The sequence below is a fragment of the Micromonospora sp. NPDC007230 genome (assembly GCF_042869115.1).
GTDB lineage: Bacteria > Actinomycetota > Actinomycetes > Mycobacteriales > Micromonosporaceae > Micromonospora.
Genome location: NZ_JBIAFE010000001.1, coordinates 443,250 through 457,994, shown reverse-complemented (window position 1 = coordinate 457,994; position 14,745 = coordinate 443,250). Strand labels below are relative to the sequence as shown.

Genomic DNA, 14,745 nt, shown 5'->3' with positions numbered 1-14,745 from the left:
CGCCATGCGTTCACGATCATGGGGCTGCGCGCACCGCGAGCGGGTGACTACGATCCGAGCATGGCCGACCCCCTGCGCGACCGCGCGCGCCGCGCCGGCTGGCGGCTCCGGATGAACGGCGAGGTCCGTCCGCACTACGTGGTCTGCGGTTCCGACCCGCTGGCGTACTGGGTGGTCCGGTCGTTGCTCGCCACCGACTCGCCCACCGGGCAGATCCGGGTCACGCTGATCGTGCCCGAGCGCCGCCGCTCCGAGGGGCCCGACGGCCGGGACATCGAGGGCGTCCAGGTGGTCCTGGCCGACCGGCTCGACGAGGCCGCCTTCCGCCGGGCCGGGCTGGCCGGCGCGGACGGGCTGGCCCTGCTGCATCAGGACGACGTGGGCAACATGCACGCCGCGCTCTGCGCCCGGGAGGTCGAGCCCCGGCTCCGCCTGGTGGTACGCATGTTCAACACCAGCCTCGCCAACGGCCTGCGGCAGCTCTTCCCCGACTCGGCGGTGCTCTCCGACGCCTCGATGGCCGCCCCGGCGTTCGTCGCGGCCGCGCTCGGCGAGCTGGCCCCCACCCATTTCCGGCACGCCGGACGCACCCTCTACGTGGCCCGCCGCGCCGACGTACGCCCGCAGGACGTGCTCACCGGGCTGGCCGTCACCACCGACCCCGAGCTGATCCGGGTGCTGCCCGCCGACGAGGCGGCGGCCGACGTGGTGCTGGCCGAGGCGACCGGGCAGCCGGCCGGTGCCGAGCTGGCCGCCCGCCGGCTGGTCCGGGCCCGGCGGCGCCGGCAGCCCGCCATGGTGCTGCTCCGCGCGGTCCGCAGCTTCGCCACCCGCAAGATCGGCGTGGCGGTGCTGGTGCTGCTCGCGATGATCGCCGTCCTCGGCTGGCTGAACTCCGGCGCCGCGCACGTGAACTGGTCCGACGCCCTCTACCTCACCCTGGTCACCTCGTTGAGCGGGCAGGACCCGGACCTCGGCAAGAGCGTCGCCGCCCAGATCATGCAGGTGGTGCTCACCCTGGCCGGGCTGGCGCTGATCCCGCTCATCACGGCCGCCGTGGTCGACGGCATCGTCAATGCCCGGCTCGCCCTGCACAACGGCCGGATCCAACCCGACCGTACGGGCCATGTGGTGGTGGTCGGGCTGGGCAACATCGGCACCCGGGTGATGGCGCAACTGCACGACTTCGGGGTCGAGGTGGTCGCCATCGACCGCAACCCGGACGCCCGGGGCGCGGCGCTCGCGCACCGGCTCGGGGTGCCGCTGATCGTCGGGGACGCCGGCGAGGAGGAGACGCTGCGGGCCGCCTCGGTGGCGACGTGCCAGGCGCTGGTGGTGGTCTCCACCGACGACGGCGCCAACCTGCGCGCCGCGCTGAATGCCCGCAGCCTCGACCCCGATCTGCGGGTGGTGCTGCGACTCTTCGACGGCGACTTCGCCGAGCGGATCCAGCAGGCGTTCGGCATCGGCATCTCCCGCAGCGTGTCGTACCTGGCCGCGCCCGCGTTCGCGGCGGCGCTGCTGGACCGCGCGGTGATCGCCACCATCCCGGTCGACCGGCACGCGCTGCTGGTCACCGACGTGCCGGTCATGGCGGGTTCGTCGCTGGACGGCCGCCCCCTCGCCGCGGTGGCCCGCCCCGGCGAGGTGCGGCTGCTCGCGTACACCCGCGCCGGGCAGCGCACCGAGTGGTCCGCCGACCCGCGGATGGTGATCAACGCGGGGGACCGGTTGACCGTGGTGGCCCGGCGCGCCGGGCTGAGCGCCCTGCTCCGGGAGACCACTCCGCTCCCGCCCGAGCCGCCGGGCACCCCGGTGCCGCGTCAGCCGGAGGAGTGACCGGCTACGAGGCCGCGATGAACGGGCGGTCCCACCTCCGCAGCGCCCGGGGTAGCGGCAGGCTGTCCCAGGGCACCCGGTGCAGCAGCCGGTCCAGCAGCAGGCCGAGCAGCAGCCCGGCGACCGAGTCGGTCAGCCAGTGCCAGCCGAGGTACGTGGTCGTGCAGAGCACGATGAGCGGCGGCAGCACCCGGACCGCGGTGACCAGCCGGGGCGGGACGGTTCGGCCGAAGGTGCGCAGCAGCGGCGCCAGGAGCAGGGCGAGCACGCCGTACCAGACGATCGCGTTGGCCACGTGCCCCGACGGGTACGACTGGGCGAAGCGCACCGGCAGGTCGTGCTGGAACAGCGGCAACGTCTGGTCCGGCGGCAGGAACGGCTCCTTGACGCTGGCGCTGGGCGCCGGCCGCGCGGTCCACACCTTCAACGGCCCGATGGTCAGGTAGGTCAGCACGAACCCGGCGACCGGTGGCAGCACCGGGCGGACCGAGCGGAGCCGGATCGCCACCAGCACCCCCAGCCCGGCCGCGAGCAGCGTCAGCGGGGTGCCCTGACCCAGCAGGTTGAGGAGCATGGCGGTCCATCGGGCGGCGGTGGGGCGGTGGTCCGCAGCCCAGTCGGCGACCGCCCGGTCCACCCCGAGGAGGTGGCCGGTGGCGAGTGTCACGGTCAGCGCCACCAGGGCGGCGAGCAGCAGTCCGTCCCACCACCAGCCAGCCGGCCGGACGGGCCGGAGCCGCAGCTTCTCGCGTACTCCCGTGGTCTCCCGCACGCGACCACGCTACCGGCCGTTGCCCCCGTCGCCCGGGCGCGGGCGGGCGGCGCGGCTGTGGGCCGGCCCACGATGGGAAGCGCCGCACCGGGGGAAGCGTCACACTTGTCGCCGTGCGGATCACCTCGGCCCTCGTCGACCCGGCGCTGCTCGACCTCCCCTGGTCGACCCCGCTGGAGGAGTGGCCTGCCCAGCACCTGGTCGCGCTGCCGCAGGGCATCTCGCGGCACATCGTCCGCTTCGTCCGGCTCGGCGACTACGTCTACGCGGTGAAGGAGACCGGCGAGCGGGTCGCCGAGCGGGAGTACGACCTGCTCCGGGCCCTGGAGCGGATCGACTTCCCGTCGGTCGAGGCGGTCGCGATTGTGGCGGACCGGCAGGGCGACGACGGCCAGCCGCTGGACCCGGTGCTGATCACCCGGCACCTCCAGTTCTCCCTGCCGTACCGGGCGCTCTTCTCCCGGACGCTGCGGCCGGAGACCATGAACCGGCTGCTCGACGCGCTGGCGGTGCTGCTGGTCCGGATGCACCTGACCGGCTTCTTCTGGGGCGACTGCTCGCTGTCCAACACCCTGTTCCGGCGGGACGCCGGGGCGTTCGCCGCGTACCTGGTGGACGCCGAGACCGGGGCGTTGCACCGCTCGCTCTCCAACGGGCAGCGCGGCGAGGACCTGGAGATCGCCCGGGTCAACATCTTCGGCGAGGCGCTGGACCTGCAGGCCGCCGGGCTGCTGCACGAGTCGATCGACCCGGAGATGGTCTGCGAGGAGGTCGTGCAGCGGTACGAGCGGCTGTGGCACGAGATCACCTACGAGCAGCAGATCGAGCGGGACGCCCGGCACGACATCGAGGGGCGGATCCGCCGCCTCAACGAGCTGGGCTTCGACGTCGCCGAGGTGGCCATGTCCACCGCCGGCGACGGGCGGTACCGGGTCCGGCCGAAGGTGGTCGACGTCGGCTACCACACCCGGCGGCTGCTCCGCCTCACCGGCTTGGACGCCGAGGAGAACCAGGCCCGCAAGCTCCTCAACGACCTGGACGCGTACCGGGTGGAGAGTGACCTGACCGACGAGCAGCAGGCGGCCCACCGCTGGCTGACCGAGGTGTTCGAGCCGGTGGTTCGGGCGGTGCCGGCGCACCTGCGCAGCAAGCTGGAGCCGCAGGAGCTGTTCACCCAGATCATCGAGCACAAGTGGCTGCTGTCCGAGCGGGCCGGCCGGGACGTCGGCATGCGCCACGCGGTGCAGTCCTACCTGTCGGACGTGCTGGTGCACCGCCCCGACGAGCAGGCCGTGCTCGGCGTCGAGGTCCCCACCACCGGCTGACGCCGACTCGCCCCGCGCCGCGGCCCGCGGCGTCACTCCACCCAGGCGCCGCCGCGCATCACCCGGACCACGTTGAAGTCGTCGTCGAGCACGACGAGGTCGGCCCGGAGCCCGGGCCGCAGCGCACCGATCTGGTCACCCAGGCCGATCGCCCGGGCCGGGGTGGTGGCGACCATCCGGCAGGCGTCCGGCACGGCGATGCCCGCCGCGACGGCGTGCCGCAGGGCGGCGTCCATGGTCAGGGTGCTGCCGGCGATCGCGCCGTCCCGGCTCAGCCGGGCCACCCCGCCGGACACGGTGACCGCCTGCCCGCCCAGCTCGTACTCGCCGTCGGGCATGCCGGCGGCGGCCATCGCGTCGGTGATCAGGGCAGCCCGCTCCGCGCCGGCCACCGAAGTGGCGAAGGCGAGCATGCCGTCGTGCAGGTGCACCCCGTCGGCGACCAGCTCGCAGACCACGTTCGGCGCCTCGAGCAGGGCGATCACCGGTCCGGGCTCCCGGTGGTGCACCGGGCGCATCCCGTTGAACAGGTGGGTCCCGACGCTCGCGCCGGCGGCCACGGCGGCCCGGGTCTGCTCCCAGGTGGCGTCCGTGTGCCCGACCGCGGCCACCACGCCGCGCGAGGCGAGCAGCTTGATCGCCTCCAGCGCGCCGTCCCGCTCCGGGGCCAGGGTGACCATCCGGACCGCGCCGCCGCCCAGCTCGATCAGCTCCGCCAGCTCGTCCGTGGACGGGTCGCGGAGGAACTCCGGGTTCTGCGCGCCGCAGCGGTCCGCCGACAGGTACGGCCCCTCGAAGTGGACGCCGGCCAGCACGCCGGACTCGACCAGCGGCCGGAACGCGGTGGTCGCCTCCCGCATCAACGAGAACGGGGAGCTGACCAGGCTGGCCAGCAGGGTGGTGGTGCCGTGCCGCAGGTGGAACGTGGCGGCCTCGCGGGCCGACTCGACGTCGCCGGTGGTGAAGGTGTGCCCGCCCCCGCCGTGGGTGTGCATGTCCACGAAGCCCGGCACGATCCAGTGCCCGTCGCGCACCGACGGGTACTCGGCGACGGCCCGGATCCGGTCACCCACGATCTCGACGCAGCCCTGCCGGGTCACGCCGGTCGGGGTCACCACCTTGCCGGTCACGCGCAGGGTCATCGGCTCTCCTTCTCCACGGTCAGGGTCGGGCGTCCAGGGCGAGCAGGGCGGCGCCGAGGCAGCCGGCCTCGTCGCCGAGGGCGGCCGCGACCAGGCGCGGCTCGCGGTGGAAGGTCAGCCGTTCGCGTAGCGCCCCGCGCAGCGGGTCGAGCAGTCGGGGCCCGGCCTGGGCCAGCCCGCCGCCGATCACGATCGTCTCGACGTCGAAGAGCGCCTGGGCGGTGGCGAGCCCGTCGGCGAGTGCCTCGACCGCCTCCCGCCAGACCCGGCCGGCCAGCGGTTCACCGGCCGCCGCCCGGTCCGCCACCTCGGCCGCCGTGGTCGGGGCACCGGACAGCTCGGTGTACCGGCGGCCGATGGCCGAGGCCGACGCCACCGCCTCCAGGCAGCCCGGGCGGCCGCAGCCGCAGCGCGGGCCGTCGGGGCGTACCAGGATGTGGCCGATCTCCCCGGCGGCGCCGTGCGCGCCGACGGCGGCCGACCCGTCGACCACGTGGGCGGCGGCGATGCCGGTGCCGATCGCGACGAAGAGCACGTGGCCGCCGTCGCGGCCGCCGCCGAGGCGGGCCTCCGCCAGGCCGCCCGCCCGCACGTCGTGGCCGAGCGCCGTCGGCAGGCCGAGCCGGGCCTGCGCCAGCTCCCGCAGCGGTACGTCCCGGAAGCCCACGTTCGCCGACCAGACCGCGACCCCGCGGGCCTCGTCGACCACCCCCGGTACGGCGATTCCGCAGGCCGCCGGGGTCAGTCCCGCGGCGCGGGCCTTGCCGGCCAGTCCCTCGGCGACGTCGAGGATCGTCCCGATCACCGCCTCGGGGCCGCGCGCCGCCTCGGTGGCGTGCCGTTCGGCGTGCACGGTCCGGCCGTCGGGGCGGACCAGGGCGCACTTCATCCCGGTGCCACCCACGTCCAACGCGACGACGACCTCGTCGCCTGAGCTCACGCCGTCGTCTCGCTTCGCTCGCCGACGCCGTGAGGCACCAACGCACTGAGTTGATGATTCGCTCGCTGGCGCTCGCTCATGCGAGCACCACGGAGCGGGTCAGGTGCCGGGGGGCGTCCGGGTCGAGGCCGCGGCTGGTGGCCAGCGCGACGGCGAAGCGCTGGGCGAGGATCAGGTCGGCCATCGGGTCGACCGGGGTACGCCCGGCCGCCCAGCTGGTCAGCACCGTGTGGCAGCCGTGGGTACGGCTGTGCACGAAGGTGGCGCCGGTGGCCGCGACGTCCTCGGGCAGCCCGTCGGGGATCCCGCCGAACGCCCAGACCAGCCGGCCCGGGGCGGCGATCGAGATGGGGCCGTGCCGGTAGTCCATCGCCGGGTACGCCTCGGCCCAGAAGGTGGCGGCCTCGCGGCACTTCAGCGCGGCCTCCTGGGCCAGCCCGACCGTCCAGCCGCGCCCGAGGAAGGTGACCTGCTCGACCCGGGCCGGGTCGAGCGGCAGCGGGGCCCGGACGGCCACCTCGGCGTCGGCGGCCAGTCGGCCCAGGTCCTCGCCGAGGTGGGCGCGGAGCAGCGCGAGCGCGGTGGTGGCGAACCGGGTCTGCACGACCGAGCGTTCGTCGGCGAAGGGCATGGTCACCGCGGCGTCGGCCAGCTCGACCGCCGGGGAGACCGGGTCGCCGACCAGGACCGTGGTGGGAAGCTGGCCGCGCAGGGCGGCGAGCAGGTCCAGCACCTCGGTCGTGGTGCCGGAGCGGGTGATGGCGATGAGCCGGTCGTAGCGGCGGCCGGCGGGGAACTCGCTGGCCTGGAAGGCGTCCGTCTCGCCCTGGCCGGCGCGCTCGCGCAGCCCGGCGTACGCCGTCCCCATGAACCACGACGTGCCGCAACCGACGACGGCGACCCGCTCGCCGGGGCGCGGCAGGCGGTCGGCGACCGTCGGGGCGAGCCGCGCGGCCTCCCGCCAGCAGTCGGGCTGGCTCGCGATCTCCGCGTGCACGTACGCCATGACAACTCCTCGCCAAGGGGAGACCTTGCGCAATACGGCGCGTTATGGCCGCCTTTCGCGCGTCATTCTGCGCGAACCGGGGTGGCTGTGGCAACCGCCTCCCAGATTGCGCAGGTCAGGGTTTTGCGCCTTGGTAGTTTCGCGCACTACTGTGCACGCAATCAATCACCGTTCGTGCAGAGTCAGGGGAGGCCCCCGAGGTGGACCGGTACGCCCGATGGAACGCCCTGCTCGAGATGCTGACCGACAGCGGCCGGGTCAGCGTCGAGGAGGCGGCCGAGCGCCTGGACGTCTCCCAGGCCACCATCCGGCGTGACTTCGACCAGCTCGCCCAGCAGCAGATGATCACGCGTACCCGGGGCGGGGCGGTCGCCAACGGGGTGTCGTACGACCTGCCGCTGCGCTACAAGACCGCCAAGCACTCGGCCGAGAAGCAGCGGATCGGGGCGGCCGCCGCAGCGCTGGTGTCCCCGGGCACCGTGGTCGGCCTGAACGGCGGCACCACCAGCACCGAGGTGGCCCGGGCCCTCGCCGTCCGGCCGGACCTCAACACCAGCGCCGAGGGCGCCCAGCTCACCGTGGTCACCAACGCCCTGAACATCGCCAACGAGCTGCTGGTCCGCTCCCGGATGAAGGTGGTGGTGGCGGGCGGCGTGGTCCGGCCGAAGTCGTTCGAGCTGGTCGGCCCGCTGGGCGGGGCGCTGCTGCGCGAGGTGACCCTGGACGTCGCGCTGCTCGGCGTGGACGCGATCGACCCGCAGCTCGGCGCCGCCGCCCATCACGAGGGTGAGGCGGCGATGAACAGCCTGATGGTGGCCCGGGCCAAGCGGGTGGTGGTGATCGCCGACTCGTCCAAGCTGGGCGGGCACGCCTTCGCCCGGATCTGCCCGGTGGACCGGGTGGAGACGCTGGTCACCGACTCCGGCGCGGCTCCCGCCGTGGTGCAGGCGTTCCGGGACTCCGGGGTGCAGGTCATCTGCGCCTGACCGGCCGGGAAAACCCCCCTCGACGACTCGGTTGAGCGAGTCGCTGCATACCCGGTATTGCAGCCGGCTGCATACCAAGTATGGTGTGCGCTGTCACCTATACATCGGGGGAGGTCAGCTTGTCGGCTGTCCTGGAGATCGAGGGTCTCCGCAAGACGTACCGGAGCCGCAAACGCGGAGTGCGACACGCGCTCGACGGCTTCGACATGCGGGTCGAGGCCGGGCAGGTGCACGGCTTCCTGGGCCCGAACGGTTCGGGCAAGACCACCACCCTGCGTACGCTGCTCGGCCTCATCCGGCCCAACGACGGCCGGATGGCCATCCTCGGCCACGAGCTGCCGCAGGCGCTGCCAGCCGTGGCCGGCCAGGTCGGGGCCATCGTGGAGAGTCCGCAGTTCTTCCCGCACTTCTCGGCCCGGGACACCCTCGGCCTGCTCGCCCAGGCGGGCGAGCTGCCGCGGCAGCGGGTCGACGAGGTGCTGGAGCTGGTCGGGCTCCGGGACCGGGCCGGCGAGCGGGTCAAGACCTACTCACTGGGCATGAAGCAGCGGCTGGCGGTCGCCTCGGCGCTGCTCAAGAACCCGAAGCTGCTGATCCTGGACGAGCCCGCCAACGGCCTCGACCCGGGCGGCATCCGGGAGATGCGCAGCCTGATGCGGGACCTGGCCGCCGCGGGGATGACCGTGGTGCTCTCCAGCCACATCCTCGGCGAGATCCAGCTCATCTGCGACTCGGTCACCATCATCTCGCTGGGCCGGCGGGTCGCGTTCGGGCCGGTCGAGCAGGTGCTCGCCGCCCACTCGCAGGGCACCGTACGGGTCCGGCTGGAGGTGGTCACCGACCTGCCGCAGGCCGCCGACACGCTCACCCGGGCCGGCATCCGGGTGGGCGCCACGGAACCGGACCACCTGCTGCTCACCGGCGTCGACAAGCCGGCCACGGTCAGCCGCCTCCTCGCCGAGCAGGGCCTGTACGTCAGCGAGCTGACGCCGGTCGCGGTCGACCTGGAGAGCGTCTTCCTCGAACTGACCGCCACCGCGCCGGTTCCCGGCCAGCACCGGCAGGTCGACCAGTCCACGAAGGTCGGTGAGCCGGGCTCCGCCGGCGCCGGAGGAGGTTGGGGCGCATGAGCGAGCGTCAGCGAGCGAATCATCGGTACAGCTCCGTGGTGCCTCATGCCGGCGCCGACCGAAGGGAGGTGCCGGCATGAGCCTGTACGTCACGGAACTGCGCCGGCTTTCCAAGCGCCGGCTCACCCGGCTGCTGCTGGTCCTGCTGCTGCTCGGGCTGGCCGGGGTGGCCACCGCCTTCAGCTTCTCCAGCCACAAGCTTTCCCCGGCCGTCGTTGCCGAAGCGCAGGCGAAGGCGGACGCCGACTACCGGCAGGCGGTCAAGGACTGGGAGCGGTCCGTCACCGAGTGCGACGCCGCTGCCGCGCGTGGCGAGAAGACCGAGGATCGCTACGGCCCGGACTGCGGCCGTCAGTGGCAGCCGCAGCCGGAGATGTTCGACCCGAAGTGGAACCTGCCCTACCAGTTCGACTTCCGGGCCGAGTTCCCCATGTTCATCGCCGTGTTCGCCGGCGCGGTGGCGCTCTTCGCGTTCATTGTCGGCGCCTCCTTCGTCGGGGCCGAGTGGAGCACCGGCGGGATGATGAACCTGCTGCTCTGGCGGCCGAAACGGCTCGCCGTGCTGGGCACCAAGCTGGCCGCGCTGCTCACCACGGTGCTCGGGGTGAGCGTCGTGCTCGGCGCGTTCTGGACGCTGGCCTTCTGGCTGATCGGCACCTACAAGGGGACCACCGCCAAGGTGACCGCCGGGGTCTGGCGCTCGGTCGGGCTCGACGGTCTGCGGGCGGTCGGGCTCGTCCTGGCGGTCGGCGCGGTCGCCTTCGCGCTGGCCTCGCTCGGCCGGCACACCGCGATGGCGCTCGGCGCCGCCGTGGCGGTCTTCGCGATCAGCGAGGTCGCCATCCGCATCGCGGTCGGCGTACTCGGGGTTGCGTTCGGCGACCGGTTCGTCCTCTCCACGTACGCGCAGGCGTGGTTCATGAAACAGGTGCAGTTGCTCGACTACGACGCGTGCGAGTTCACCAAGGGCGAGTGCAAACCCGCCGAACTGCTGATCACCTGGCAGGACTCGGCCCTGGTGTTCGGCCTGGGCTTCGCGGTGGTGCTGGTCGGCGCGTTCTGGATGATGCGCCGGCGGGACATCTCCTGACCGCCGGCCGGTGTCCGCGGCGCCGGCCGGCGCGGACCCCGCGTCCGATGCGGCCGGGGCGGGCCCTGGTTACGCTGGGGTCCCCCCGGCCGGCGGTCGCCGTGCCGGCCGCCCGCCTCCCGAGGAGCGCCATGCCCGCCGACGCCTCCGCGGCCGCCACCGACCGGCCCGAGCCGTCCGGGCCCGCCGACGTCGCCCGCCGGGAGGCCGGCGTCACCGTCCCCCCGCCCCGCTCCGCCCCGGCCGTCGAGGCCGATCCGGCCCCGCCCGCCGTCCCGCCGCCGGCCGCTGTCGACGCCCCGCCGGCCGAGGCCGCCGACCACCAGCCGGCCGACGTCGCGGCCGGCCTGACCGAGCGGGAGCGGCGGATCCTCACCTTCGAGCAGCAGTGGTGGAAGCACGCCGGTGCCAAGGAGCAGGCCATCCGGGACACCTTCGGGCTCTCCGCCACCCGGTACTACCAGTTGCTCAACGCGCTGCTCGACCACCCGGCCGCGCTGGCCGCCGAGCCGGTGCTGATCGGCCGGCTGCGCCGGTTGCGCTCCTCCCGGACCCGCAACCGGCGGCGTTGACCGGCCCACTTCTCCTTGCCGGTCGCCGCTTGCCGGCTGGCAGCGGCCCGTGGTGGGGTGCCTGGGGCATATCGGATGTGTTGCGGGATGCCGTCCCGGTCAGCGCCCGCATGGCGTCCGACGCTCCGGGTAGGCCGGGGAGGCGACGGCGACGTCAGCGGCGCGGAGCTGGGGCGTACGGAGGGAGCTGACGGATGGGGGCACCAGATCGCCGGTACCTGACGGGGAGCCGGCCGGCGCGGCCGGTCGGGACGGCGCCGATGATGCGGGCCCGGTCCGCCTCCGATCCGGCGCCGGGCCGGGCGGAGAACGAGGACGTCGTCTTCCAGCTCGGGCCGCTGGTCGGGGTCCTCGACGGGGCCACCGTGCCGGAGGGCTTCGACACCGGCTGCGTGCACGGTCCGGCCTGGTACGTCCGCCACCTGGCCGCCCGGATCGGCCTGGCCATCGCGGCCCGGCCGGCGGCCACGCTGATGAGCAGCCTCGCGGCGGCGATCCTGGCGGTCCGGGCGGATCACGGCGGGGAGTGCGACCTCGACCACCCGGGCACCCCGTCGTCCACGGTCTGTCTGCTCCGGGAGGGCGGCGACCGGGTGGACTACCTGGTGCTCTGCGACAGCCCGCTGGTGCTGGACGCCGGCGGCGAGGTCAGCGTGGTCTCCGACGAGCGGCTGGACGCGGCGCTGGCGGACCTGCGCGGCACCGCCGCCGCGCTGCCCGACGGGGACGCCGACCCGGTGACCCGGTTCCGCCGGTCGGTGACCGTGCAGCGGGCTCGGATGAATCGGACCCACGGCTACTGGGCCGCGGCCGCCGACCCGGACGCGGCGTACCACGCGGTGACCGGGACGCTGCCGCTGCGTGGCCCGGGGGCGGTGCGACGCGCGGCCCTGCTCAGCGACGGCGCATCCTGCGCGGTCGAGCAGTTCGGCCTCTTCGACTGGGCCGGCCTGCTCGACGTGACCGCCGCGGAAGGGCCGGAGGGGTTGATCGGCCGGGTACGGGCGGCCGAGCGGGACCATCCGGACCGGCTGCGCCGGCACAAGCGGACCGATGACGCCTCGGTGGTGTTCTGCGAGTTCGGCGCGCCGGACTGAAGCCGGCGGACTGAAGAAGGTCCGGTCGGCCGACAACGGAGCGTGATGCGGAACACCGAGGGGGTACGACCGGCCGGTACCCTCCGCCGGACCGCCAGTCCGGGGTCAAAGGGGTGGACTTGGGCCGGTACGACCGGCAGACTGCGGCTCGTGACGCGTGCCGTACGACTGGAGCCGGTGAACGAGGGAAACCTGGAGCCGTTGCTCTCCGTAGCAGCCGCCGAGGCGGAACCGGAGGACGTCATGCCCCCGGTGGAGGCCCCTGCCGGCTGGTCGCTGGCCCGTCGGGACGCGTTCCGGGAGTTCCACCGGGCCAGCTTCGGCGGCCTGGCCGGCCCCACCCGCACCCTGATGTTCGCGATCGTGGCCGGCGGCGAGGTGGTCGGCATGGTGCGGATGACCCGCCGTGACGACCCCGGCACGGTGGAGACCGGGATGTGGCTGGGGCGCTCGGCCCGGGGTCAGGGCCTCGGCGCGGCAGCCCTGCGGGAGTTGCTGAACGCCGCGGCGGCGGCCGGCATGCGTACCGTGGTCGCGGAGACGACCCCGGACAATCACGGTGCCGTATCCGTGCTGAAGAAATGCGGCGCGGAATTGCGCGAGAAAGACGGTAAGTTGTACGCGGAAATGTGCCTCGATTCCGCACTTCCCGCCAGCTGAGCTTTTCCTCTCCATTCTGCGCGATATCACCTTCTCCCTGTTCACGGCGGTCCGTCTGTCCGGTTTGGCCCGATCGGTGCTCGGCTCTGCGCGTCTGTCCGGTTGACCGGCGACACACGTCTCGGGAATTGCGTGGAGACGTTTTGCGGATTGGGGTCCCGGGTACTGCCCGCCGGGTCCGCTGATACGGGACACCCGGTCGCAGGCCCAATTCCGCTGGTCCCCGGTAGCTGTTTTCCGGCCTGCTCCACACAAACGGTGTCCGCGTCCGCCGGGGAGCGAAGGAGAACGTATGAAGAGCGGAGCACGGGTAGCGCTGGCGGTGGGTTTCGGCTACCTCCTCGGCCGCCGCCGGAAGCTGCGTACCGCCCTCACCCTGGCCGCCGCGGTGGCCGTCGGGCGGGCCAGCAAGGACCCCGGTGGCCTGCTGAGGTATGGCAGCGACCTGGTGAACTCCTCGCCCCAGTTGAGCAACCTCAGCAAGCTGGGCGGACCGCTCGCCACGGCCGGCCGGGTCGCGGCGACCGCCGCCGCCGGCAGCGGCATCGACGCGCTGAGCGGCAAGCTGCGCGGCAGCGCCGACGCGTTGCGCCGCCGGTCCGGCGGCGACCGCCGGGACGAGGAGGCGGCGACCGGCGAGCGCTCGGCCCCGGACGAGGAGCAGGAACTCGACGAGCAGCCCGAGACGTGGGACGACGAGGACCGCGCCGAGACCGGCGCCCGGCGGCGGAGGCGGTGAGCATGGCGACCAGCAACGTTGCCGACAAGGCACGTGACCAGCTCGGTGCAGACTTGCGCGACCTCGCCGCGGCGATCGGCGAGCGGGCTGTGCAGGTGGTCACCGAGCGGATCACCGCCGCCACCGGCCGGCTCAGCGACTACGCCCGGCAGGGCGGCGGCCCCGGCCTGATCGCCGCCGCCACCGGGGTGCAGAAGCTCGCCGAGGGCCACTCGCCGATGAAGGCCATGTTCCACGCCGGCCTGGCCGGCGGTAAGGAGAAGTTGATGTCGGCGGTCGGCGGTGGCGGCGGCAAGGGCGGCAAGAAGGTCAAGGTCACCAACATCGTCGAGACGATCGAGGTCGGCGTGCCGGTCCGGGTGGCGTACAACCAGTGGACGACCTTCGGCGACTTCCCGAGCTTCATGAAGAAGGTGGCGCGGGCCGACTGCGAGTCGGACGAGAAGATGACCTGGAAGGCGCAGGTCTTCTGGTCGCACCGGACCTGGGAGTCGACCATCCTCCGGCAGGTCCCCGACCGGCTCATCCACTGGCGGTCCAAGGGCGAGAAGGGCTACGTCGACGGGACGGTCAGCTTCCACGAGGTCGGCCCCGAACTCACCCGGATCCTGGTCGTCCTGGAGTACCACCCGCAGGGCCTCTTCGAGCGCACCGGCAACCTCTGGCGCGCTCAGGGCCGCCGGGTGCGGCTGGAGCTGAAGCACTTCGTCCGGCACGTGATGACCCGGACCGTGCTCGACCCCGACGCGGTCGAGGGCTGGCGCGGTGAGATCGAGGACTCCCGGGTCGTCAAGGACCACGAGACCGCCCTCCGCGAGGAGCAGCAGGCCCGGGTGGGCCGCGAGGAGGAACGCGCGGAACACCGGCCCGCCGAGCGCGGCCGCGGTCGTACCCCGCAGCGTCGGGTTCCCCCCGAGCAGGACGAGGAGTACGACGCCTACGACGAGGGCGACGACTACGACGAGGACGAGTACGCCGAGGAGCCGGCGGAGCAGTCGCGGCGCCGGCAGCCCGAGCGGGCCCGCCGCCCGCAGCCCCGCGGCGAGCGGGAGCCGCGCCCCGAGCCGCAGCGGTCCCGACCGGCCCGGCGTACCCCCGAATCCCCCCGACGGCCGGTGGTACGCCGCCGGCGAGAGGAGCGTGAGGAATGACGGTGGCGACGGCAACCGGAAGTCAGCCAGGTAGCGCCCTGGAGCGCAGCAGCGGTGCCGGCGGAGGCACCCTCGCCGACGTCGTGGAGACGGTGCTGGACAAGGGTGTGGTGATCGACGCCCAGGTGTCGGTCGCCATCGTCGGCATCCAGCTGGTGGAGATCAACGCCCGGATCGTCATCGCCAGCGTGGAGACGTACCTGCGCTTCGCCGAGGCGGTGGACCGGCTGAGCATCACCCCCAAGGGCGCGAAGGGCCTGCCCGACATGGTGGGGGACGCGGCCGGGGCGGCGACC

The 14,745-nt window shown here is 73.8% G+C and carries 14 protein-coding genes and 1 pseudogene; 11 read left to right on the top strand and 4 right to left on the bottom strand.

Features of this window, described 5'->3' with window-relative positions:
* Positions 1 to 60: 60 nt before the first annotated feature.
* Positions 61 to 1,839, top strand: coding sequence for an NAD-binding protein (locus ACFYML_RS02245; protein ID WP_387418855.1), 1,779 nt, complete (start codon positions 61 to 63; stop codon positions 1,837 to 1,839).
* Positions 1,840 to 1,843: 4 nt separating this feature from the next.
* Here ACFYML_RS02245 and ACFYML_RS02240 read toward each other — a convergent pair whose 3' ends face one another.
* The gene (locus ACFYML_RS02240; RefSeq protein ID WP_387419016.1) at positions 1,844 to 2,581 is read right to left on the bottom strand and encodes a phosphatase PAP2 family protein; all 738 of its coding nucleotides are present in this window, start codon (positions 2,579 to 2,581) and stop codon (positions 1,844 to 1,846) included.
* 143 nt (positions 2,582 to 2,724) lie between these two features.
* On the opposite strand from ACFYML_RS02240, the gene ACFYML_RS02235 reads away from it, so the two are divergent.
* Entirely contained in the window at positions 2,725 to 3,936 is a 1,212-nt protein-coding gene (locus ACFYML_RS02235; RefSeq protein WP_387418854.1) for a DUF4032 domain-containing protein, read from the top strand.
* Positions 3,937 to 3,968: 32 nt separating this feature from the next.
* On the opposite strand, the gene nagA is transcribed toward ACFYML_RS02235, so the two are convergent.
* The 3 genes from nagA to ACFYML_RS02220 form a co-directional block, all read right to left on the bottom strand.
* Positions 3,969 to 5,078 (bottom strand): N-acetylglucosamine-6-phosphate deacetylase, encoded by a 1,110-nt coding sequence (nagA, locus tag ACFYML_RS02230; protein WP_387418853.1) that lies wholly within the window; start codon positions 5,076 to 5,078, stop codon positions 3,969 to 3,971.
* A 19-nt stretch (positions 5,079 to 5,097) separates the two neighbouring features.
* Complete coding sequence (locus ACFYML_RS02225; protein WP_387418852.1) at positions 5,098 to 6,018, bottom strand: ROK family protein; 921 nt, start codon at positions 6,016 to 6,018, stop codon at positions 5,098 to 5,100.
* A 76-nt stretch (positions 6,019 to 6,094) separates the two neighbouring features.
* Positions 6,095 to 7,024: an SIS domain-containing protein gene (locus tag ACFYML_RS02220; RefSeq protein ID WP_387418851.1), complete on the bottom strand. Its 930-nt coding sequence runs from the start codon at positions 7,022 to 7,024 to the stop codon at positions 6,095 to 6,097.
* Positions 7,025 to 7,224: 200 nt separating this feature from the next.
* On the opposite strand from ACFYML_RS02220, the gene ACFYML_RS02215 reads away from it, so the two are divergent.
* The 9 genes and pseudogenes from ACFYML_RS02215 to gvpJ all read left to right on the top strand — a co-directional run.
* Positions 7,225 to 8,010, top strand: a complete 786-nt coding sequence (locus ACFYML_RS02215; protein ID WP_387418850.1) for a DeoR/GlpR family DNA-binding transcription regulator — start codon at positions 7,225 to 7,227, stop codon at positions 8,008 to 8,010.
* Positions 8,011 to 8,189: 179 nt separating this feature from the next.
* Positions 8,190 to 9,140: an ATP-binding cassette domain-containing protein gene (locus ACFYML_RS02210; protein ID WP_387419015.1), complete on the top strand. Its 951-nt coding sequence runs from the start codon at positions 8,190 to 8,192 to the stop codon at positions 9,138 to 9,140.
* 76 nt (positions 9,141 to 9,216) lie between these two features.
* Positions 9,217 to 10,230 (top strand): ABC transporter permease subunit, encoded by a 1,014-nt coding sequence (locus ACFYML_RS02205; RefSeq protein ID WP_387418849.1) that lies wholly within the window; start codon positions 9,217 to 9,219, stop codon positions 10,228 to 10,230.
* Between the two features lie 131 nt (positions 10,231 to 10,361).
* Positions 10,362 to 10,802: a DUF3263 domain-containing protein gene (locus ACFYML_RS02200; protein ID WP_387418848.1), complete on the top strand. Its 441-nt coding sequence runs from the start codon at positions 10,362 to 10,364 to the stop codon at positions 10,800 to 10,802.
* A gap of 194 nt (positions 10,803 to 10,996) precedes the next feature.
* Positions 10,997 to 11,899: a hypothetical protein gene (locus ACFYML_RS02195; protein WP_387418847.1), complete on the top strand. Its 903-nt coding sequence runs from the start codon at positions 10,997 to 10,999 to the stop codon at positions 11,897 to 11,899.
* A gap of 150 nt (positions 11,900 to 12,049) precedes the next feature.
* A complete protein-coding gene (locus ACFYML_RS02190) occupies positions 12,050 to 12,559 on the top strand; it encodes a GNAT family N-acetyltransferase (RefSeq protein ID WP_387418846.1) in 510 nt (169 codons plus the stop codon).
* Positions 12,560 to 12,851: 292 nt separating this feature from the next.
* Positions 12,852 to 13,298 carry a hypothetical protein gene (locus ACFYML_RS02185; protein ID WP_387418845.1) on the top strand — a complete coding sequence of 149 codons (447 nt, stop codon included), beginning with the start codon at positions 12,852 to 12,854 and terminating at the stop codon, positions 13,296 to 13,298.
* Positions 13,299 to 13,300: 2 nt separating this feature from the next.
* On the top strand, positions 13,301 to 14,449 hold the full coding sequence (locus ACFYML_RS02180; protein WP_387418844.1) for an SRPBCC family protein: 1,149 nt from the start codon (positions 13,301 to 13,303) through the stop codon (positions 14,447 to 14,449).
* Between the two features lie 38 nt (positions 14,450 to 14,487).
* Positions 14,488 to 14,670 (top strand): annotated as a pseudogene (gvpJ, locus tag ACFYML_RS02175) (gas vesicle protein GvpJ); the annotation flags it as partial.
* Positions 14,671 to 14,745 lie beyond the last annotated feature (75 nt).